Consider the following 20,315-nt stretch of genomic DNA (forward strand, 5'->3'; position numbering starts at 1 on the left):
ACGGAGCCTGGGACTCATCTGTGTCCCAGGCTCCTCTCAGGTCAGACTCAGGAACAACTCTTACCGTCCGTTAACCATGGAGACGGATTGCATTAAGGAAGCGTTGCCCGTCGGGACCCGGCTGCTGCACATCGGACCGCACAAGACCGGGACCACCGCGATCCAGGGCGCGCTGTTCGCCGCGAAGGACACGATGCCCGAGCACGGCGTCGACTTCCCCGCGCACAGCAGACACCCGATGGAAGCGGCCCTCGCCGCCTGCGCCCGGCCCGCGATGATGGGCGACACCGTGCCCACCGACAAGCACTGGACACGGCTCCTGGACGCCGTCCGGGCCACCGGCGGTCGCACCTCGGTGATCAGCAGCGAGTTCTTCGCCGACGCCGAGGACGACGAGACGATCGCCCGGATCGTGGAGCAGCTCGGCGGCGAGCGCGTGCACATCCTGATCACCCTGCGCCCGCTGGTGCGGATCATGCCCTCGCAGTGGCAGCAGTACGTGCAGAACGGCCTGCGCATGGGCTACGGCAACTGGCTGGAGCACATGCTCCGCAAGGCGCCCTACGAGCAGCCCAACCCCAGTTTCTGGCGGCGCCACCGGCACGACCGGCTGGTGGAGCGGTGGACGCGGGCCGTGGGTCCCGAGCGGGTCACCGTCGTCGTGGTCGACGACAGCGACCGGGACGGGCTGCTGCGCACCTTCGAGGCGCTGCTCGGACTGCCCGCGCAGCTGCTCCGGCCGGTGCCGGACGCGGCCAACCGTTCCCTCACCCTCGCCGAGACCGAAATGCTGCGGAAGCTCAATGTGGAATTCCGCGGCAATGGGCTCCCCGACGAGCTGTATTCCAAGCTCGTGCGCAACGGCGCGGTCATGCATATGAAGAATGCGTGCAGCCCCACCCCGCAGGACGTGAAGATCACCACGCCCCGGTGGGCCGTCGAGGCGGCGGGCACCCTCGGTGCCGAGATGGCCGCGACCATCGCCGCCACGGGCGTGCGGATCGTCGGTGACACCGCGCTCCTTTCGGCCGTACCGCAGGCCGCCGAGAAGGCGCCCGCGGCGCCGCGGATCGCGCCCGAGGTGGCCGCTCAGGCGCTGTACGGGGCGCTCGCGGCGGCGGCCGCCGCGCCCGTGCGGCACACCGCGCCGGCGAAGGCGCGGACCGTTCACCAGACGTCGTCGAAGGAACTCGTCCGCGTTCTCGGTCACCGTTGTCTGAAGAAGCTGCGGCGCCGCTGAGTGATGCCCCCGCACGGCTACCAGCAGTACAAGATGAATGACAGATGACGCGTACATATGCGGCGGAGGTCACTCGCCTTGCACTGCGGTAACCGTGAGTGGGACCATTTGCGAGTTCCCCATTGTCCCGAGGTAGGTCAAGGTCACCTGTGTCGCACATAGCCAAGCCCCGCACCACCGCAGTGATCCTGGCCGGTGGCACCGGTCAGCGCGTGGGTCTCTCGATCCCCAAGCAGCTGCTGAAGATCGCCGGCAAGGCAGTCATCGAGCACACCCTGACCACCTTCGAGAAGGCCGACTCGATCGACGACATCATCGTCCTGATGGCGCCGGGCTACGTCCCCGACATCGAGAAGATCGTCGCCAAGGCCGGCTTCAAGAAGGTCACCCGGATCATCGAGGGCGGCTCCACGCGCAACGAGACCACCGAGCGCGCCATCGCCGCGCTCGGCGAGGGCCTGGCCGAGGGCGAGGACCGCAACGTCCTCTTCCACGACGCCGTGCGCCCGCTGCTCTCGCGGCGTGTGATCGACGACTGCGTGGTCGCCCTGGAGCGCTTCCAGGCCGTCGACGTGGCCATCCCGTCCGCGGACACCATCATCGTGACCCGCACCCACGGCGACGACGGCGAGTTCATCACCGAGATCCCGGACCGCTCCCGGCTGCGCCGCGGCCAGACGCCCCAGGCGTTCAAGCTGTCCACGATCCGCCGCGCCTACGAGGTCGCCGCGGGGGACCCCAACTTCCAGGCCACCGACGACTGTTCGGTCGTGCTCAAGTACCTGCCGGACGTGCCGATCCACGTCGTCGCGGGCGACGAGTACAACATGAAGGTCACCCAGCCCGTCGACGTCTTCATCGCCGACAAGCTCTTCCAGCTCGCCTCCACGGCCGCGCCCGAGCAGGTCGACGAGGAGGCCTACCGCCACCTGCTCACCGGCAAGACCCTGGTCGTCTTCGGTGGCTCGTACGGCATCGGCAAGGACATCGCCGAGGTCGCCGAGGGCTACGGCGCCACGGTGTACGCGCTGGGCCGCTCCACCACCGGCACGCACGTCGAGAACCCCGAGGAGGTCGACGACGCGCTGTCCAAGGCGTACGCCGAGACCGGGCGCATCGACTACGTCATCAACACCGCGGGCGTGCTGCGCATCGGCAAGCTGGCCGAGACGGACAACGCGACGATCGAGGAGGCGCTGAAGGTCAACTACCTGGCGCCGGTGCAGATCGCCCGTTCCGCGTACAAGTACCTCGCCGAGACCAAGGGCCAGCTGCTGCTGTACACCTCCAGCAGCTACACCCGCGGCCGCGCCGAGTACAGCCTGTACTCCTCGACCAAGGCCGCGATGGTCAACCTCACGCAGGCCCTGTCCGACGAGTGGGCCGGCGACGGCATCCGCGTCAACTGCATCAACCCGGAGCGCACGGCCACCCCGATGCGCACCAAGGCGTTCGGCCAGGAGCCCACGGGCACGCTGCTCTCCTCCGAGGCCGTCGCCCGCACCTCCCTCGACGTGTTGCTGTCCGAGCTGACCGGCCATGTCATCGACGTCCGCCAGCAGGACCCGACGGCCGGCGCGGCCAGGGCCTCCGGTTTCGAGGCCGCCCTGGCCTCGGTGCTGGACGTCCAGGACGGCGTTTAATTAAGCCTGACTCTGAGATCCCGGTAAATTACTCAAAACCCCCAAGAGCAGGTTTATCAGTGATTTCCACCGCCATCCGCGTTGCCCGGGTGGGCAGCGCGGCCGAGCTCGCCGCCGCCGTCCTCATGATGCTGGGCTTCCCCGCCCTCATGCTGGCCGCACTCGTCCCGAGCGTCCCCGCCTTCGCGGCCGCGGCCGTCGTGACGTACGTCGCCGACCACTATCTGCACCGCCAGGGCAGCTATCTGGTCAACCGCCTCAGCAAGGTCAGAGCGGGCCTCTCGATCCGCTTCCTGATCCGCCAGCTCCTGCTGATCCTGCTGCTGGCCCGCATGGACCTCACCGACCACCTCATCTTCTACGGCGCGATCGCCTGCTTCATCGCCTTCTACGGCCTCCAGGCCCCGCACGGCGCCGTCGTCACGCTGATCCGCAACCGCCGCCGGATGCCGGTCGCCACCCGCAACGTCGACCTGGGCTCGCGCATCAACATCCCGGACGCCCCGCCGTTCGGCCTGCTGGAGCGCTCCGCCGAGAAGATGCTCCACCTCGACCTGTTCGCCGTCATCGGCCTGCTGATCTCCGCGCAGATGGACTCCGCCGTCGCCGGGTTCATCGGCATCGGCCTCACCCTGGTCCTGGGCAGCCTCTACGTCCTCGCCCTCGTGCCGTACATACGGGGTACGAAGATCCCGCCGACGCCCGAGGTCATCCTCGAAGCCGTCGACGACTGGCTGCACGAGTACAAGCCGCAGACGGTGCTCTACTTCTCCGGCTCCAAGGACTCGGCGTACCAGGTCAACATGTGGCTGGAGACCATGGAGGAGCTGGACACCCGGCCCCTGGTCCTGCTCCGCGAGCGAGTCATACTGCAGAACCTCGCCCCCACCAAGGCCCCGGTCATCTGCGTCCCCGGCGGCGTGCACCTGATGAACATGGACCTGTCGACCGTGCGCGTCGCGCTGTACGCGGCCAACGTCGGCAAGAACATCCACCTGCTGCGCGTCCCCACCATGAAGCACGTCTTCATCGGCCACGGCGACAGCGACAAGCTGGCCAGCGTCAACCCGTACAGTAAGGTCTACGACGAGGTGTGGACCGCCGGCCGCGCGGGCCGCGACCGCTACGCCATCGCCGACGTCGGTGTCCGCGACGACGACATCGTCGAGGTCGGCCGCCCCCAACTCGCCCCGATCCAGCCCTTGCAGGGCGTGCCCGAGGACCGTATCCCCACCGTCCTCTACGCGCCGACATGGGAGGGCTGGGACGACAGCCCGGGCAACACCTCGCTCCTCCTCGCGGGCGAGAACATCGTGAAGAAGCTGCTCAAGGCCGACCCGCCGGTCCGTGTCCTGTACAAGCCGCACCCCTTCACCGGCACCGTCAGCCCCGCGGCCGGCTCCGCGCACCGCAAGGTCACCGCCCTGGTGGAGAAGGCCGCCGCCCAGCGCGCCACCGACCCCCGCTTCACCGCCGACGCGGCCGCCCAGACGAAGGCCAAGGCCGACCTGGCCCGCATCGAGGCCCGGATCACCGAGTTGACCGGCGGCGCCGCCGACAAGGGCGACGAAGCCGAGCTGACCCGCGACGGCGTGGTCGACCTGGTCAAGTACGAGGAGATCGCCCGGCTGCGCGCCGAGTGGAACGACGCGTACTGGAACTCCTTCGGCACCTTCGAGCATCGGGTCATCTCGGGCGCCGAGCCGCGCCTGTACGACTGCTTCAACGTGTCCGACGCGATGGTCTCCGACATCTCCAGCGTGGTCTCGGACTTCATCGCGAGCGGCAAGCCGTACGCGGTCACGGACTCCGCGCAGTTGGGCGTCGAGGAGTTCAAGCGGCAGAACACCGCGGTGCGCGCCGCCGTGATCCTCTCCAACAAGGCAACGGAACTGGGCGAGTTGCTCGCCGCGGTCCGCGCCCCGGAGGCCGACCCGTTGGCCGAGGACCGCAAGGAACTCAAGGAGTACCTGCTCGGCCCGGACGAGCCCACGTCCATCCAGCAGTTCAACACGGCGGTGGCGAATCTGGCGCTGAAGTCCCAGGCCCGCAATGTGGGCCAGGAGCGGGCGGCGGCGAGCGGTGAGACGGCGGGCGCGGCGGAGGCCCACCTGTCGGCGGACCCCACGGTCGGCTGACGTACGCAACGACTGACTGAGTGACTGACTGACTGACGTCGGCTTTCGGCCAGGATTTGGTCAAGAAGAGCCCGGTTTTCGAGGAGTGATCCTCAAAAACCGGGCTCTTTTGCGTACCCCCTGCTGACGGAGGACAACCGATCCGCCCGTTCGTCCGTCTTCGAGATGGCGATCCAGTGAACGAAGGGGGACGCGACCGTGTCGCAGCCTGATGTGACCGTGGTCATCGGGGCGTACGAGGCGATGCCGTATCTGGTCGAGTGCCTGCGCTCGGTCGAGGCGCAGACGCTGGACCCGGCACGTATCGAGGTCGTCGCAGTGGACGACGGCTCGACGGACGGCACGGGGGAGTACCTGGAGGATTTCGCCGCCCGCGCCGCGACCCACGTCACCGTGATCCGCCAGGAGAACTCCGGCGGCCCCAGCTCCCCGCGCAACGTCGGCCTCGGCAAGGCGACCGGGCGCTACGTCTTCTTCCTCGACGCCGACGACCGGCTCGCCCCCGAGGCCCTGGAGCGCATGGTCGAGATGGCCGACCGCAACGGCACGGACGTGGTGCTCGGCAAGGTCGAGGGCATCAACCGGGTCCCGCCCAAGGCGGCTTGGGTCGAGACGCTGGAGCGCACCGACGTCTTCCACTCCAACATCAAGTTCACGCTGAGCGCCCAGAAGCTGTTTCGGCGGGCGCTGTTGGAGCGGCACAGCATGCGGTTCGACGAGTCGCTGTTCACCGGCGAGGACGCGCTGTTCACGATGGAGGCCTATCTGCGGGCCGACGGCGTCTCGGTGATCGCCGACCACGTCTGCTACTACCTGGTGGGCCGCGACGACGGCAAACACGTGACGAAGAGCGGGAGTTACACCCTGCGCTTCGACTCCGCGCGCGCGTTGATGAACCTCATCGCGGAGATGGTCCCGCCGGGGGTGGAGCGCGACAAGCTGATGGTCCGCCCCTTCCTGGTCACCCTGCTCCCGCAGTTCGGCCCGAAATACCTCAAGGACAGCGAGCAGATCAGACGCCACAAGTTCGAGCTGGCCAAGCCCCTGATGGCCGCCCACTGGACCGACGAGGTCGCCCTCCGCCTCAAGGTCGACGAACGCCTCCGCCTCCACCTGGTGGCCCACGAACGCCCCGAACTCCTCCTGGATGTCGTGGAGTTCATCAAGTCGAGGAAACGCCCCGACGCGGTCGTGGAGAAGCGGGGCCGCCGCGTCTACCTGGCGTATCCGCACTTCCGCTCCGACTCGGCGGGCCTGCCCGACTCCCTGTATCTCGCCGAACCCCGGGAGGCTCGTGGGGTGGAGGGGTACCGGGAGGGGACGGCGGGCGCGTTGCTCCGCAGGGCGGCGCGGAAGGTGCGCAGGGTGCTGAGGACCCGGGTGAGGGCTGCGGCGGTGTGAGGTGAGCCGGCTGGGTGCGGGCGCGACCAGCCCCCACCCGTACCGTGATTCCCCCTGTCCGGGACCTGGACCGATGTGCGGTCGGCGGCCCGGTTCGCGTAGATTGCCGCGCGGGGCAGCCGGACCTACGCGAGGGGAAGTCAGCACGTGGCAGGGGCAAGGCAGGCCGTGACCGAGGCCCGCAGGATCGTCGTCAAGGTGGGTTCCTCCTCGCTGACCACCGCGGCCGGCGGTCTGGACGCCGACCGGGTCGACGCGCTCGTCGACGTCCTCGCCAAGAGCCGCAGCGGGGGAGAGAAAGAGGTCGTCCTCGTCTCCTCCGGCGCCATCGCCGCCGGGCTGGCCCCGCTCGGACTGCGCCGCCGCCCCAAGGACCTGGCCCGCCAGCAGGCCGCCGCCAGCGTCGGGCAGGGCCTCCTCGTGGCCCGTTACACCGCCTCCTTCGCCCGCTACGGCATCCGCGTCGGACAGGTCCTGCTCACCTCCGACGACATGAGCCGCCGCTCCCACCACCGCAACGCCTCCCGCACCCTCGACAAACTCCTCGCCATGGGCGCCCTCCCGATCGTCAACGAGAACGACACGGTCGCCACCGACGAGATCCGCTTCGGCGACAACGACCGGCTCGCCGCACTCGTCGCCCACCTCGTCCACGCGGACCTGCTGGTCCTGCTCTCGGACATCGACGGCGTCTACGACGGCGATCCCAGCCGGCCCGGCACCTCGCGGATAGCGGAGGTCAGGGGACCGCAGGACCTCGCCCACGTCGAGATCGGCAGCGCGGGCAAGGCAGGCGTCGGCACCGGCGGCATGGTCACCAAGGTCGAGGCGGCCCGTATCGCCGCCGCCGCGGGCATCCCCGTCGTGCTCACCAGCGCGGTCCACGCGGCCGACGCGCTGACCGGCGGCGACACGGGCACGTACTTCCACGCCACCGGAAAACGCTCCGCGGACCGGCTGCTCTGGCTCCAGCACGCGTCCACTCCGCAGGGCTCGCTGACGCTCGACGACGGCGCCGTGCGCGCGGTCGTACAACGCCGGATGTCCCTGCTGCCGGCCGGAATCGCCGCCGTGGAAGGGGAGTTCAGCGCGGGCGACCCCGTCGAACTCCGGGACGGTGCCGGGCACGCGGTCGCCCGGGGCCTCGTCAACTTCGACGCCAAGGAGATCCCCCAGCTGATCGGCCGCTCCACCAGGGAACTGGCACGGGAGCTGGGACCGTCGTACGAGAGGGAAGTCGTACACAGGGACGACCTGGTGATCCTGCACCCGTAAAACAACCGAAACGTCCGCCTCCCCCGGTGGACCTTCCGTAAAAGCGCCACGCGGACGCCTTCGGCCTGCTCAACTTTGTCTCAGGGACACATTCCGCGCGAGCACAGCAGCTCGACCATTGCGTAAGGAGGCCGTCGTGAGACGAGTGCGCCCTGGGGCGGCGGCGTCCCGCGGTGGTGCCACCTCCCGCGCGCCCGGCGAGGAGCGCGCGCTGACGAGCGTCGCGGCCGGCGCCCGGTACGAGGGCGGGGAACCCAAGGACGTCCCCCGCCTGTGGCATGTCACCCTCAGCGTCTCCGGCGGCGAGGCCCCGCTGAAGGAGGTGCGGCGCGGCCTGGAACAGCTCGCCCACGACCACCCCTTTCTGCTGACCAGCCGCTACGCCAACGACCACGCGGAGATCCGCTACTGGGAAGAGGCCCGCGACCTGCACGACGCGGCCGCCGTGGCCCTCCGCCTGTGGGGCGAGCACCGCCAGACCGCCCAACTGCCGCCGTGGGAGATCGTCGGCCTGGAGGTCATCGACCGCGAGACCTACCACCAGCGCATCTCCGAGGGATACGGCCCGCTGCCCGCCACCCCGGTCGGCGTCCACCCGTTCTGACGCCCCTTGTGGGGTCTCGCGGTTTGGGACAACCGGTGGACGCCTCCGCCGGGCGCACTACCCTTCCCTCATGACCACGCTCTCGCCGTACGACTCCATGTCCCCGGTCACGCGGGCCGCGTACCGCGCCAAGTCCGCCGCCGCCGACCTCGCACCGCTGCCGCGGGCCGAGAAGGACGACGCGCTGCTCGCCATCGCGGACGCGCTGGAGGTCCGTACGAGCGAGATCGTCGAGGCCAACGCCAAGGACATCGCCAAGGCCCGCGCGGCCGGCACCAGCGAGGCGATCATCGACCGGCTGACGCTGACACCCGAGCGCGTCCGGGCCATCGCCTCCGACGTACGGGACGTCGTCGCGCTCCCCGACCCGGTCGGCGAGGTCGTCCGCGGCTCGACCCTCCCGAACGGCATCGACCTCCGCCAGGTCCGCGTCCCCCTCGGCGTCGTCGGCATCATCTACGAGGCCCGCCCGAACGTGACCGTGGACGCCGCCGCGCTCTGCCTCAAGTCCGGCAACGCGGTCCTGCTGCGCGGCTCGGCCTCCGCCTACGAGTCCAACACCGCCCTCGTGCGCGTCCTGCGGGACGCCGTCGGCGGCGCCGGACTGCCCGCCGACGCCGTGCAGTTGGTGCCCGGCGAGAGCCGCGAGAGCGTCCGCGAGCTGATGCGCGCCCGGGGTCTCGTCGACGTCCTGATTCCCCGCGGCGGGGCCTCCCTCATCCAGACCGTCGTCTCCGAGTCCACGGTCCCCGTGATCGAGACCGGCGTCGGCAACTGCCACGTCTACGTCGACGCCGACGCCGACCTCGACATGGCGATCGACATCCTGATCAACTCCAAGGCCCAGCGGCCCAGCGTCTGCAACGCCGCCGAGACCCTCCTCGTCCACCAGGACATCGCCCCCGAGTTCCTGCCGCGGGCCCTTGACGCCCTCGCGGAGGCCGGTGTCACCGTGCACGCCGACGAGCGCGTCCTGGCCTACGCCAAGGACTCCGAGGCCACCGTCGTGGAGGCCACCCCGGAGGACTGGGACACCGAGTACCTCTCCTACGACATCGCCGCCGCCGTCGTCGACTCGCTCGACAAGGCCGTCCAGCACATCCGGCTGTGGAGCTCCGGCCACACCGAGGCGATCGTCACGACCTCCCAGCAGGCCGCCCGCCGCTTCACCCAGTTGGTCGACTCCACCACCGTCGCCGTGAACGCCTCCACGCGCTTCACGGACGGCAGCCAGTTCGGCTTCGGCGCGGAGATCGGCATCTCCACCCAGAAGCTGCACGCACGGGGCCCGATGGGCCTGCCGGAGCTGACGAGCACCAAGTACATCGTCACCGGCGACGGCCACATCCGCCGCTGAGGCACATGGCACCCGGCATATGCGCCGGGCATACCGGCTCGTGGTGGGAGACACGTCTCACCCAGCGGATGAATTTCCATACCGTCTGCCCAAATTGACCCCCCAGGTCTACTCTGGAGAGGTGCCGGAGGACGTGGGGGGCACGCCGTTCCCTGACGGCTGGGAGCCCGACGACGACCACGACCGCGGAATGTCGGACGAAGAGTTCGCATCCGTGGTCTTCGACGAGGCCTTCGTACGGGCGGCCGTAGTACACGAGCCGACCGCCGTCGAGCGCCTCCTCGCCGCCGCGCAGGCCAGAGCCGAGGCCTCCGAGGCAGAGACCCGCCGAGCCCAGCGCGGCAGAGGCGCACGCGGCGACGACGACCTCTTCGAGGACGCCTACGGACGCCAATTCGGCCATGATCCGGAACTCGACGACCTGGACGACACCGACCTCGTCGAGGGCCGCTACGGCGCCCCGGGAACCTACGGCAAACAGGTCCGCTGGCACCGGCCCGTCGCCTGGCTGCTCGCCCTAGTGATGGGCATCGGCATGGTCGCCCTTGCCTTCTCGGCGGTCTACCGCGGCGCGTCCTCGGGCAACCGGGACCGCGTCCCGCCCCCGGCCTCCACCGGCGTTGAACAGGGCACGGCGGCGGCACCCTCCGCTTCCGCCGACAACTCCCAGCCACCGCTCTCGGCCGCCCCGCGCAAACCCTGAGCGGTCGGTGAGCGGCCCGGTGAGAACCTGTCAGAACTTGTCGTGTACCAGGGCGTTTACCTGAGGCTCCGGAGACCTACTCTGAAAGTATGGGCGGTCCAGGAGACCCACCCGAGGGGACACCCGAGGGCGCTCCCGGTGGTGGTGAGGACGAGTACCGATCCGTCGTATTCGACGAGTCGTTCGTCCGCGCTGCCCGGCTCCAGGAGTTCTCCGCCCAGGAGCGCATGGCCGACCACGCGCCCGCCGTCCGCCGCCGCCCGGCCCTGCGCCGCGGCCTCTCCCGCCAGGCACTGATCCTCGTCCTGCTGATCGCCGTCGCCTTCGGCACCGCGATCTACATGGGCGTACGGCACCCCTACACCACCCCTGCGGCCCAGCAGCCCGCCGAGCCGCTGCGGATGACCGTGATCCCGCTCTCCCCGCAGGGCACGGTGCCGGGGGCGGCCGACGCCGAGTTCCTCTACGCGCACTCTCCGGCCGCGCAGTTCGGCATCGGCGGCGAGGGCATACCGCTGCCGGCCGCGCGGCGCACCGCGCACTTCTCGGACAGCCAGGTCGTGGCCGCCCTGAGCACCGCCAAGGACTACATCGTGGAGTCCTCGCTCTACCCGGCCGTGCTCACCGGCGGACAGATCCGCCCCGCGCGCGTCCTCGTCGACCCGGACCAACTCGACCAGTTCGACCAGAGCTTCGAGCACCCGACCGCCGACGGCCGGCACGAGCCCACCGGATGGCTGGTTCGCTTCGACCCCTCACGCGTCCAACTGGCCGACCGCAAGATCCGCGTCCAGGCCACCCTGGAGGCCACCGAGGTCGACTCGGCCACCCTTGAGGTCACCGCCGACGGAACCTTCGTCTACGCGCTCCGGGCCACCGGCTCGGCGGGCTCCGGCGACAGGGCCCAGGTGTCCCTGTTCACCGTCCGCCGCGAGCTGCACTTCCGCTTCGACCGCGACGACCTGCGCATGCACCAGGCCCAGCTCGTCGTCTCCTACCTCCAGGCCGGGCCCCTGTCCTGCGCCGAGGACTCCGCGACCCATCTGCACCCGCTGCTCGCCGGCCAGACCGCCAAGGCGGGCGGCCCGGCCGGCACGGACCCCTTCGCGACGGACAGCGCCACGGCCCTGTGCGGATCACTGGCGGCCGGCGCACAGCCGAAGGTGTGAGGTCGGTGTGGATCGGTGAGAGCGGTGCGGGTCAGTCCTCGTCGCGCGGCGGCGTGTCAGTGGGCGGCTGCTCCGTGCCGTTGGCCGACTCGGACGGCGGTCCGTCCGCCGGGCTCGAACTCGCGAAGCCGCCGAAGCCGCGCCGCACCCGGCCGCCCAGGTCGCCCGCGCCGCCCGCGATGTCGCTGACCAGCTTCATCAGCGGGTCCTTGGAGCTCTTCACATTGGTGGCGTAGCTCGCCGCCGACTCGCGGAACGAGTCCGTGACCGAGGTGTCCTTGTCCTCGCTGCGCCGCGGGTAGTGGCCGTCCATGATCCGCTGGTAGTCGCGGGAGGCTGCCCACTTCTTGAGCTCGGCCGCCCGCACGGTGGTGAACGGGTGGGAGCGGGGCAGCACATTGAGGATCTTCAGCACCGAGTCGCGCAGGTCGCCGCCCGACTCGAACTCCTCGGCCTGCTGGAGGAACGCGTCCACGTTCATCTCGTGCAGGTGGTTGCCGCCCGCGATCTTCATCAGGCCGCGCATCGAGGCCTTCAGGTCCTGGCCGACCAGCAGACCCGCGCGGTCGGCGGACAGCTCCGACTTGCGGAACCACTCGCGCAGCGCCGTCACGATCGCCAGGATCGCGAGGTTGCCCAGCGGGATCCAGGCGACCTTCAGGGCCAGGCTGGTCAGGAACAGCAGGATCGTGCGGTACACCGAGTGGCCGGAGAGGGCGTGGCCCACCTCGTGGCCGACGACCGCCCGCATCTCCTCCTCGTCGAGCAGCTCGACCAGGCCGGTGGTGACGACGATGATCGGCTCGTCCAGGCCGATGCACATCGCGTTGGGCTGCGGGTCCTGGGTGACGTACATCGGCGGGACCTTCTCCAGGTCCAGGATGTAACAGGCGTCCCGCAGCATGTCGTTGAGGTGCGCGAACTGCTGGTCGGACACGCGCACCGAGTCGGACAGGAACAGCAGCCGCAGACTGCGCTCGGGCAGCAGCCCGCTGAGCGCCTTGAACACGGTGTCGAACCCGCTCAGCTTGCGCAGCGCCACCAGGGCGGAGCGGTCGGCCGGGTGCTCGTACGCGCGCGAGGAGATCCCCGGGAAGCGCCTGCGCTGCCTGCTCGGTACGTTCTCGTGCCCGTTCTGCTCGTGGCCGTCTTCGGACATGTGGTCCCCCATGTGCGTGTGAGTGCCCTGAGTGCCCCCGAAGCAGAGCCCAGCCTAGGCGGAGATACCGTTGACGGGCAGTACAGCGAAGGAGTCAACGCATGGAGCCCCATTCCGCAGCCGCCTGGCTGGCAGAGGCCGCGAGCGCCGCCCCCCGGCAAGGGTCGGGGGACCTGCTCAAGGTCGTACTGATCGTGATGTTCCTCGGCTGCATCCTGACCGCGTGGTTCCTGCTGCGCGGGTACAAACAGAAGGACGACTGAGACGCCCGTCGAGTTCCCCCTCGCGTTCCTTGTCGAGTTCCCAATGGCGGAGTCGGCGTGATCGCCGTCGGGCCGCCCGCTTACGATGGGCCGACATCTTTATCCCGCCCACACCGGATAGGTTCTGCCGAAGATGAGCTTCCACAGCACCGCTGCCCAGTTGGCCACCCTTGCCGCCGAGGGCGAGGGCGGTGGCAACCACGAGAGCCTCCAGCCGATCATCACCGGTGGCGGCGCGTTCATCGTCCTGCTGCTCCTGCTGTGGATCACCACCCGCTTCAACCGTGACCGCTAGGCCGGCCCGGTCCACGGTGGCTCACGAGGCCTTCATATCGGGCCGGTAGGGTCTGCACGCATGGGAGAGCAGGACATGCCTACCGGCCCGGTGCACCACAAGGCCGACGGCCCGCGCAACAACGGCCCGTCGAACCCCGGCAAGCGCCGGCTCGGCGTCATGGGCGGGACGTTCGACCCGATCCACCACGGACACCTCGTGGCGGCCAGTGAGGTCGCCGCGCAGTTCCACCTGGACGAGGTGGTGTTCGTCCCGACCGGCCAGCCCTGGCAGAAGACCGACCGCAAGGTCGCGCTCGCCGAGGACCGCTACCTGATGACGGTGATCGCGACCGCCGAGAACCCCCAGTTCTCGGTGAGCCGCATCGACATCGACCGCGGCGGCCCCACCTACACCACGGACACCCTGCGCGACCTGCGCGCGCTCAACCCCGACGCGGACCTCTTCTTCATCACCGGCGCCGACGCCCTCGGCCAGATCCTGACCTGGCGGGACGCGGAGGAGCTGTTCTCCCTCGCGCACTTCATCGGGGTCACCCGGCCCGGCCACACCCTGACCGACCCGGGTCTCCCGGAGGGCGGCGTCTCGCTGGTCGAGGTTCCCGCGCTCGCCATCTCCTCAACAGACTGCCGTGCGAGAGTCGCCAAGGGCGATCCCGTCTGGTACCTGGTGCCCGACGGAGTCGTGCGCTATATCGACAAGCGCGAGCTGTACCGCGGCGAGTGAGCCGAGAGGGGCACCGGTGAACGACCGATACGACGCCGGGTACGGCGGCGACCAGTACGAACTCGTCGGCTACGACGAGTACAACCAGCCTGTCTACCGGCAGGTCCCGGCCCAGCAGGCCCAACAGCCCCCGCAGCAGCAGCCGTACGACCCGTACGGGCAGCAGCAACAGGGCTACGGCTACGACCCGTACGCGACCGGCACCCAGCAGCGGACGCCCGACTACGACACGGGCACCCAGCAGCCGGCCGCGCCCTACGACCCCTACGGCACCGGGACGACGACGGCCTACGACCCCTACGGGCAGACCGCGACCAGTGGACAGCAGCCCCGGGTCGCCGAGCAGACCGCCTACATCCCGCAGCAGGCCGGGCCGGCCGAGGACACGGAGGCCCCGGACGCGCGTGAACGGGACTACCACACCGGGCAGTTCGCCTTCGTGGAGGAGCCGACCGACGACTCCGAGGACGTCATCGACTGGCTGAACTTCACCGAGAACCGCACCGAGCGCCGTGAGGAGGCCAAGCGCCGGGCCCGCGGCCGCCTGGTCGGCCTCGTCGTGGTCATGGCGCTGGTCGTGGCCGGCGGTGCCGGCTATCTCTGGTACGCCGGGAAGCTCCCCGGAGTGTCCTCGTCCGCCTCGAAGACGGGCACCACGACCGCCGCGGGCGCCCAGAACCGCGACGTGATCGTCGTCCACCTGCACAACACCTCGGCGGGCGGCACCTCCACCGCGCTGCTCGTCGACAACACCACCACCAAGCAGGGCACCACCGTGCTGGTGCCCAACTCCCTCGCCCTCACGGACGACGACGGCAACACGACGACGCTGGCCAAATCGGTCGACGACGACGGCTCCTCCGGGACACGCGACGAACTCGACACGGTCCTCGGCACCAACATCGAGGGCACCTGGCGCCTGGACACCCCCTACCTCCAGAACCTGGTCGACCTCGTCGGCAACATCAACGTCGACACCAACGCCGAAGTGCCCGACCCGGCCGCGACGAAGAAGGGTGCCGCGCCCCTCGTCCACAAGGGCAAGGACCAGACCCTCAGCGGCAAGATGGCCGTCGCCTACGCCACCTACCGCGCCTCGGGCGAGGCCCAGAACGCCCAACTGGAGCGGTTCGGCCAGGTCATGCAGGGCGTCCTGCGCCAGTTGACCTCCGACCCGACGGCGGCGACCACCACGGTGCAGACGCTGGCCCAGATCCTCGACCCCTCGCTCACCGACAAGGACCTCGGCACCTTCCTCGCCAAGCTCGCCGACCTCGCCAAGGGCGGCGACTACAAGACGGCCCTGCTGCCCGTCCAGAACGACGGCACCATGACCGCACAGGCCTCCGCCAGTGTCGTCAAGGACGTCCTCGGCGGCAGCGCGAAGAGCCCCGACGAGGGCTCGGCGGTCCGGGTCGCCGTCCAGAACGCCACCGGCGTCAAGGACGACACCGAGAAGGCCCGCGTCGTCCTCCTCAACGGCGGCTTCACCTTCCTGGAGGCCGGCACGACGTCCGGGACCTCGGCCACGTCCAAGATCACGTACTCCGACGCGGCCGACAAGGAGAACGCCACCGAGGTCGCCAAGACCCTGGGCCTGCCCACCAGCACCGTGACCAAGGGCACAGTGTCCGCGAACGCGGACGTCTCGGTGGTCCTGGGCGAGGACTACAAGCCGTCGTCGTCATCGTGACGAAGGCGCGGCGGCTGTGACGGAGAGCACGCCCCGGAGGCCCGAACCGGAGTTCAGGCCGACGTCCGGGGCGTGATCCGTCGTTAACGTGGGGTGCCGTCCACGGTCCGTGAGACCCTTGAGGTCTGTTGACCGCCGACCGAAAGCCGCGTAGTGACCGCCACTGACCGCTCCATCGAGCTCATCACCGCCGCCGCCCAAGCGGCCGCCGACAAGCTCGCGCACGACATCATCGCCTACGACGTCAGCGACGTGCTGTCGATCACGGACGCCTTCCTGCTGGCCTCCGCTCCCAACGACCGTCAGGTCAAGTCGATCGTCGACGAGATCGAGGAGCGGCTCAGCAAGGAACTCGGCGCCAAGCCGGTCCGCCGCGAGGGCGACCGCGACGCCCGCTGGATCCTGCTCGACTACGTCGACATCGTCGTCCACGTCCAGCACAGCGAGGAGCGGGTCTTCTACGCCCTGGAGCGGCTGTGGAAGGACTGCCCCGAGCTGGACCTCCCCGCCGACGCCAAGGCCACCCGCGGCAAGTCCGCCGAGCACGCCAAGCTGCAGGCCGAGGAGGACGCCTCCGAGTTCGGGGAGGTGCGGTGAGCGTCGGCGCGGACGGCCGGAAGGCGGGCCGGGGCCGCCGCGTCATCCTGTGGCGCCACGGCCAGACCGCGTGGAACGTGGAGCGCCGCTTCCAGGGCACCACGGACGTCGAGCTGACCGAGACCGGCATCGGCCAGGCCCGCCGGGCCGCCCGGCTGCTGGCCTCGCTCGGGCCCGACGCGATCGTCGCCTCGGACCTGAAGCGGGCGGCGAACACGGCCGCCGAACTGGCCGCCCTCACCGACCTCGACGTCACGCACGACGAGGGCCTGCGGGAGACCTACGCGGGCGTCTGGCAGGGCCTGACGCACGAGCAGATCATCGCCCGCCACGGCGACGAGTACGCCGCGTGGAAGCGCGGCGAGCCGGTGCGCCGAGGCGGCGGCGAACTGGAGACCGAGGTCGCCGACCGGGCCGCCCCCGTCGTGCTGCGGCACGCCGAGAAGCTGCCCGAGGACGGCACCCTCGTGGTGGTCAGCCACGGCGGCACGATCCGCACCACCATCGGGCGGCTCCTCGGTCTGGAGTCCCCGCACTGGGAGAGCCTCGGCGGTCTCTCCAACTGCTGCTGGTCCGTGCTCGGCGAGGGCGCCCGCGGCTGGCGCCTGCTGGAACACAACGCCGGCACGCTCCCGGAACCGGTGCTCGGCGACGACGACTGAGCTGCGCCGATGGGCCCCGACCCCGGATTTCACTTTCCGGCAGGTCGCAGGCTAAAGTTCTTCTTGTTCGCCCGCCGAGCGGGAAGAACACAAGGGGCTATAGCTCAGTTGGTAGAGCGCCTGCATGGCATGCAGGAGGTCAGGAGTTCAATTCTCCTTAGCTCCACAGATCGATAGATCGACACTCTTCAGTTGTCAAAGATCCCGTCCCGCTCAGGGGCGGGATTTTTTCGTTGCCATCGCCGTTGCTGTCGCTGTCAGCGTCTCCGCGCGCCGCCGAGTCTCCTCATCGGCCGGGGTGTAGACCACGATCCGGCATTCCGGCATGCCGTTGACCGACAACGACACCGACGTCATCCGCATCTCGCCCACCTCCGCGTGCCGGAACGTCTTCACCCGCCGCCCCGGCTCCGCCACGTCCCCGCTCTCCCACAGCCGTGCGAAGAACGGACTCGCCGCCGACAGCCCCCGTATGAACTCCTCCCAGGCGGGCTCGCCGGTATGCAGTCCGTAGGCCGAGCGCAGTGTCGCCACCATCACGGGCAGCTCCGTCTCCCGGAACAGCAGGGGACACTCCTCCTCCGGCAGCGCGAACAACCTCCACATCACGTTGGGCACTTGATCCGCGGGCAGCGGCTCCGGCCAGAACATCGTCCGGTAGACGGCGTTGGCGGCGAGGATGTCGTACCGCGAGTTGTAGACCACCGCCGGGCGCGGGTCGAGGGCGTCGAGGATGCCCTGGATCTCCGGACCCACTGACCGCGCGATCGCCTCCGGCGGATGCGTGAACGGCACCTCGGCCAAGTGGTACAAGTGCTCCCGCTCCGGCGGGTCGAGCCGGAGCGCGCGGGCCACGGCGTCCAGGACCTGCGCGGAGGCGTTGATGGGGCGCCCCTGTTCGAGCCAGGTGTACCAGGTGACGCCGACGCCGGACAGCTGCGCGACCTCCTCGCGGCGCAGCCCCGGCGTACGCCGGCGAAAGCCCGGCGGCATGCCGACGTCGTGCGGTGTCACCCTGGCCCGCCTGCTGCGCAGAAACGCGGCCAGCTCAGGTCGGCGGCGCTGTGTCGTCCCCATCGTCACAATCCCCCATACTCGACGCCCCACTTGAGCCCTGCCAGGTGCTGGCAGTACCAGCATCAGCGGGCTCTCGGCACCCGTACCGGCTCGCCCCCACGCTCGACGGCATGACGACAACACCCCGGACGGAACCGGATCCCGCACCCGTTCCAAGTCCTGCCACCAGTAAAGCCCCCGGCACTGACAATCGCCGTGGGCCGCTGCTCGCGCTGCTGCTCGCGGCCCAGTTCATGGCTCTGCTCGACGTGTTCATCGTGAACGTCGCCGCCCCCACCATCGGCACCGAACTCCACGCGTCCGGCGCCGACTTGCAGCTCGTCATCGCCGGCTACACCATCACCTACTCGGTGCTGCTCATCACCGGAGCACGCCTCGGCGACCGGCTCGGCCATGCCAGGGTCCACCTCGCCGGGCTCGCCCTCTTCACCGCGGCCTCGCTCGCCTGCGGCCTGGCCCAGGGCTCGACCGAACTGATCGTCTTCCGCCTGGTGCAGGGTTCCGGCTCGGCACTGATGATTCCGCAGGTGCTCAGCCTGATCCAGCGCACCTTCACCGGCGAGGCCCGGGTGCGCGCGCTCGGCGTGTACGCGGCGGTCATCGCCGTCGGCGCCGCGGCGGGCCAGATCGTCGGCGGCGTGCTCGTCAGCGCCGACCTGTTCGGCACCGGCTGGCGGCCGGTGTTCCTGGTCAACGTGCCCGTGGGCGTCGTACTCCTGGCCGTCGGCAGGCGCGTACTGCCGAAGGACCGTCGGTCGGAACCCGAGCGGGTGCGGGCTTTCGACCTGCCGGGGCTGGTGCTGCTCGCCTCGGCCGTGTCGCTGCTCACGGTGCCGCTGGTGCTGGGTCAGGAGGAGGACTGGCCGCTGTGGTCGTGGCTGTCGCTGATCGCGGCGGCGGTGCTCTTCGCGTCCTTCTGGGTCTACGAGTCCCGGCTCGCGCTGCGCGGCGGCGCCCCGCTGATCGCGCCCCGTGTGCTGCGTCACCCCGGCATGGGTCTCGCCGTCTTCCGGATCTTGGCGGTCATGGCCGTCAACGGCGGTTTCCTGTTCGCGCTCACCCTGCACGTGCAGGGTGGTCTCGGCTTCAGCGCCCTGCGCTCGGGGCTCACCTTCGCGCCGACCGCGGTCGTCTTCGGGGTGGTCGGCCTGACCTGGCGCAGGTGGCCGGCGGCCTGGCAGCGTGCGCTGACCCCGCTCGGATTCGTGATCACGATGCCCTCCGTCGCGGGAGTCGGCCTGGCGTTCGAAGGCGGCGAGCGCGGCGGGGCCGTACTGTACGTGGCGTACGTCGGTGTGGGGGCCGGGCTAGCGCTCGCCTTCAGTCCGACGCTGACCCGGGCCCTCGCCACCGTGCGGCCCGAGGACGCGGCGGACGCCAGCGGTCTGCTCTCCACGGTCGCGCAGTTGGGTCAGCTCATCGGGGTCGCCGTTTTCGGCACACTGTTCTTGAACCGGCTTGAGTCACTTGGGGCCCCGGGGGCGTATACCTCTGCGGAGGCGCTTTTGGCGTGCATGTTCGCGCTGGCGGGGACGGCCGCGGTGGGTGCCGTGTCCGGACTGGTACTGAGGCGTCGCTGACCGTATTGGTCCGGCCGTGGCAGAATCAAACGGCCGGAAGGGGGCGCGGCCCGACGGGAGGGAGTAGCGATGCCTGCGAGCATCATCGAGGAGGTCGACCACCTCTTCGATGCGGCGTTGATACGAGATACGATCACCCGCCTGAGCTGCCCTTCCTGCGGTTCCGCCCACGTGGCCCAAGTCCTCGGTGACAACGGCGGAGTTTCCTACGTGTGCACGGCCTGCGGCCACAGCTGGAGCTGATCGATGGGTGCACACAGGCGAAAGTGCGACTGGTGCGGCAGTGGGACGCCGATCGTCCGTGACATGGAACCGGTGAATCCCGACTACCAGTACTGGTGCGAGGAGTGCGCGCGGGCGCTGATCATAAAAGGCGACCCGATCGAGACGTACCGCGAACTGGAGGGCGAGCCGATCTACGGTCGGCTCCTCGAAGAGCACTGCACTTTGAAGCGGTTCTATTCGTTCGTCACCGCTTGACTACGGCCGGGACCCGCGAGGAGGTCCCGGCGGACGGAAACGATTTGGTGGTGCACCGGGTCCACCGGTACTGTTGGCGTCGCCGCCAGGGAGACCCGGTGGCGCGGACGATATGCGGCTCCGCCGCGTGGCCGCAAGGGGCTATAGCTCAGTTGGTAGAGCGCCTGCATGGCATGCAGGAGGTCAGGAGTTCAATTCTCCTTAGCTCCACAGAAGTCGAAGGCGGGTCATCCGAGAGGATGTACCCCCATAC

Annotated in this window: 20 protein-coding genes and 2 tRNA genes; 20 read left to right on the top strand and 2 right to left on the bottom strand. The window is 69.7% G+C overall.

Annotated features, from left to right (window positions below):
• Positions 1 to 76 precede the first annotated feature (76 nt).
• From AB0M63_RS40970 to AB0M63_RS41010, 9 genes are all read left to right on the top strand, one after another.
• Positions 77 to 1,240 (top strand): hypothetical protein, encoded by a 1,164-nt coding sequence (locus AB0M63_RS40970; protein ID WP_355921501.1) that lies wholly within the window; start codon positions 77 to 79, stop codon positions 1,238 to 1,240.
• 149 nt (positions 1,241 to 1,389) lie between these two features.
• On the top strand, positions 1,390 to 2,883 hold the full coding sequence (locus AB0M63_RS40975; RefSeq protein ID WP_355921504.1) for a bifunctional cytidylyltransferase/SDR family oxidoreductase: 1,494 nt from the start codon (positions 1,390 to 1,392) through the stop codon (positions 2,881 to 2,883).
• Positions 2,884 to 2,942: 59 nt separating this feature from the next.
• Positions 2,943 to 5,021 (top strand): hypothetical protein, encoded by a 2,079-nt coding sequence (locus tag AB0M63_RS40980; RefSeq protein ID WP_366022953.1) that lies wholly within the window; start codon positions 2,943 to 2,945, stop codon positions 5,019 to 5,021.
• Positions 5,022 to 5,219: 198 nt separating this feature from the next.
• Positions 5,220 to 6,422, top strand: coding sequence for a glycosyltransferase family 2 protein (locus tag AB0M63_RS40985; protein ID WP_366022954.1), 1,203 nt, complete (start codon positions 5,220 to 5,222; stop codon positions 6,420 to 6,422).
• Positions 6,423 to 6,590: 168 nt separating this feature from the next.
• Positions 6,591 to 7,697, top strand: a complete 1,107-nt coding sequence (proB, locus tag AB0M63_RS40990; RefSeq protein ID WP_366022962.1) for a glutamate 5-kinase — start codon at positions 6,591 to 6,593, stop codon at positions 7,695 to 7,697.
• 136 nt (positions 7,698 to 7,833) lie between these two features.
• The gene (locus AB0M63_RS40995) at positions 7,834 to 8,301 is read left to right on the top strand and encodes a hypothetical protein (RefSeq protein WP_366022955.1); all 468 of its coding nucleotides are present in this window, start codon (positions 7,834 to 7,836) and stop codon (positions 8,299 to 8,301) included.
• Between the two features lie 70 nt (positions 8,302 to 8,371).
• Positions 8,372 to 9,658, top strand: coding sequence for a glutamate-5-semialdehyde dehydrogenase (locus tag AB0M63_RS41000; RefSeq protein WP_355921510.1), 1,287 nt, complete (start codon positions 8,372 to 8,374; stop codon positions 9,656 to 9,658).
• 121 nt (positions 9,659 to 9,779) lie between these two features.
• Positions 9,780 to 10,361 carry a hypothetical protein gene (locus tag AB0M63_RS41005; RefSeq protein WP_355921513.1) on the top strand — a complete coding sequence of 194 codons (582 nt, stop codon included), beginning with the start codon at positions 9,780 to 9,782 and terminating at the stop codon, positions 10,359 to 10,361.
• An 89-nt stretch (positions 10,362 to 10,450) separates the two neighbouring features.
• The gene (locus AB0M63_RS41010; RefSeq protein WP_366022956.1) at positions 10,451 to 11,530 is read left to right on the top strand and encodes a hypothetical protein; all 1,080 of its coding nucleotides are present in this window, start codon (positions 10,451 to 10,453) and stop codon (positions 11,528 to 11,530) included.
• Between the two features lie 31 nt (positions 11,531 to 11,561).
• On the opposite strand, the gene AB0M63_RS41015 is transcribed toward AB0M63_RS41010, so the two are convergent.
• Entirely contained in the window at positions 11,562 to 12,689 is a 1,128-nt protein-coding gene (locus tag AB0M63_RS41015) for a M48 family metallopeptidase (protein ID WP_355921519.1), read from the bottom strand.
• Between the two features lie 101 nt (positions 12,690 to 12,790).
• On the opposite strand from AB0M63_RS41015, the gene AB0M63_RS41020 reads away from it, so the two are divergent.
• From AB0M63_RS41020 to AB0M63_RS41050, 7 genes are all read left to right on the top strand, one after another.
• Positions 12,791 to 12,952 (top strand): hypothetical protein, encoded by a 162-nt coding sequence (locus AB0M63_RS41020; RefSeq protein WP_366022957.1) that lies wholly within the window; start codon positions 12,791 to 12,793, stop codon positions 12,950 to 12,952.
• Positions 12,953 to 13,085: 133 nt separating this feature from the next.
• Positions 13,086 to 13,247, top strand: a complete 162-nt coding sequence (locus tag AB0M63_RS41025; RefSeq protein WP_355921525.1) for a hypothetical protein — start codon at positions 13,086 to 13,088, stop codon at positions 13,245 to 13,247.
• Between the two features lie 60 nt (positions 13,248 to 13,307).
• Complete coding sequence (nadD, locus tag AB0M63_RS41030) at positions 13,308 to 13,973, top strand: nicotinate-nucleotide adenylyltransferase (RefSeq protein ID WP_355921527.1); 666 nt, start codon at positions 13,308 to 13,310, stop codon at positions 13,971 to 13,973.
• Between the two features lie 16 nt (positions 13,974 to 13,989).
• On the top strand, positions 13,990 to 15,666 hold the full coding sequence (locus AB0M63_RS41035; RefSeq protein WP_355921530.1) for an LCP family protein: 1,677 nt from the start codon (positions 13,990 to 13,992) through the stop codon (positions 15,664 to 15,666).
• 153 nt (positions 15,667 to 15,819) lie between these two features.
• On the top strand, positions 15,820 to 16,263 hold the full coding sequence (gene rsfS / locus AB0M63_RS41040; protein ID WP_355921533.1) for a ribosome silencing factor: 444 nt from the start codon (positions 15,820 to 15,822) through the stop codon (positions 16,261 to 16,263).
• Positions 16,260 to 16,925, top strand: coding sequence for a histidine phosphatase family protein (locus AB0M63_RS41045; RefSeq protein WP_355921535.1), 666 nt, complete (start codon positions 16,260 to 16,262; stop codon positions 16,923 to 16,925). The genes rsfS and AB0M63_RS41045 overlap by 4 nt, the downstream gene beginning before the upstream one ends.
• A gap of 93 nt (positions 16,926 to 17,018) precedes the next feature.
• Positions 17,019 to 17,091, top strand: a tRNA-Ala gene (locus tag AB0M63_RS41050).
• Between the two features lie 47 nt (positions 17,092 to 17,138).
• On the opposite strand, the gene AB0M63_RS41055 is transcribed toward AB0M63_RS41050, so the two are convergent.
• Positions 17,139 to 18,002 carry a helix-turn-helix transcriptional regulator gene (locus AB0M63_RS41055; RefSeq protein WP_366022958.1) on the bottom strand — a complete coding sequence of 288 codons (864 nt, stop codon included), beginning with the start codon at positions 18,000 to 18,002 and terminating at the stop codon, positions 17,139 to 17,141.
• A gap of 215 nt (positions 18,003 to 18,217) precedes the next feature.
• Between AB0M63_RS41055 and AB0M63_RS41060 the strand changes: the two genes are divergently transcribed.
• The 4 genes from AB0M63_RS41060 to AB0M63_RS41075 all read left to right on the top strand — a co-directional run bounded on the left by AB0M63_RS41060 (position 18,218) and on the right by AB0M63_RS41075 (position 20,272).
• Positions 18,218 to 19,582 (top strand): MFS transporter, encoded by a 1,365-nt coding sequence (locus tag AB0M63_RS41060; protein WP_366022963.1) that lies wholly within the window; start codon positions 18,218 to 18,220, stop codon positions 19,580 to 19,582.
• Positions 19,583 to 19,651: 69 nt separating this feature from the next.
• Positions 19,652 to 19,825 carry a hypothetical protein gene (locus tag AB0M63_RS41065; RefSeq protein ID WP_019063265.1) on the top strand — a complete coding sequence of 58 codons (174 nt, stop codon included), beginning with the start codon at positions 19,652 to 19,654 and terminating at the stop codon, positions 19,823 to 19,825.
• A gap of 3 nt (positions 19,826 to 19,828) precedes the next feature.
• Entirely contained in the window at positions 19,829 to 20,062 is a 234-nt protein-coding gene (locus tag AB0M63_RS41070; RefSeq protein WP_003976229.1) for a hypothetical protein, read from the top strand.
• Between the two features lie 137 nt (positions 20,063 to 20,199).
• Positions 20,200 to 20,272, top strand: a tRNA-Ala gene (locus AB0M63_RS41075).
• Positions 20,273 to 20,315 lie beyond the last annotated feature (43 nt).

The organism is Streptomyces sp. NPDC051576, assembly GCF_040681835.1.
GTDB lineage: Bacteria > Actinomycetota > Actinomycetes > Streptomycetales > Streptomycetaceae > Streptomyces.

Excerpts from the sequence above, each read along its gene's own strand:
- AB0M63_RS41015 (WP_355921519.1), bottom strand. The coding sequence starts at position 12,689 with ATGTCCGAAGACGGCCACGAGCAGAACGGGCACGAGAACGTACCGAGC.
- AB0M63_RS41020 (WP_366022957.1), top strand. The coding sequence starts at position 12,791 with ATGGAGCCCCATTCCGCAGCCGCCTGGCTGGCAGAGGCCGCGAGCGCC.
- nadD (WP_355921527.1), top strand. The coding sequence starts at position 13,308 with ATGGGAGAGCAGGACATGCCTACCGGCCCGGTGCACCACAAGGCCGAC.
- AB0M63_RS41070 (WP_003976229.1), top strand. The coding sequence starts at position 19,829 with ATGGGTGCACACAGGCGAAAGTGCGACTGGTGCGGCAGTGGGACGCCG.
- AB0M63_RS41000 (WP_355921510.1), top strand. The coding sequence starts at position 8,372 with ATGACCACGCTCTCGCCGTACGACTCCATGTCCCCGGTCACGCGGGCC.
- AB0M63_RS41010 (WP_366022956.1), top strand. The coding sequence starts at position 10,451 with ATGGGCGGTCCAGGAGACCCACCCGAGGGGACACCCGAGGGCGCTCCC.
- AB0M63_RS41055 (WP_366022958.1), bottom strand. The coding sequence starts at position 18,002 with ATGGGGACGACACAGCGCCGCCGACCTGAGCTGGCCGCGTTTCTGCGC.
- AB0M63_RS41065 (WP_019063265.1), top strand. The coding sequence starts at position 19,652 with ATGCCTGCGAGCATCATCGAGGAGGTCGACCACCTCTTCGATGCGGCG.
- AB0M63_RS40970 (WP_355921501.1), top strand. The coding sequence starts at position 77 with ATGGAGACGGATTGCATTAAGGAAGCGTTGCCCGTCGGGACCCGGCTG.
- AB0M63_RS41025 (WP_355921525.1), top strand. The coding sequence starts at position 13,086 with ATGAGCTTCCACAGCACCGCTGCCCAGTTGGCCACCCTTGCCGCCGAG.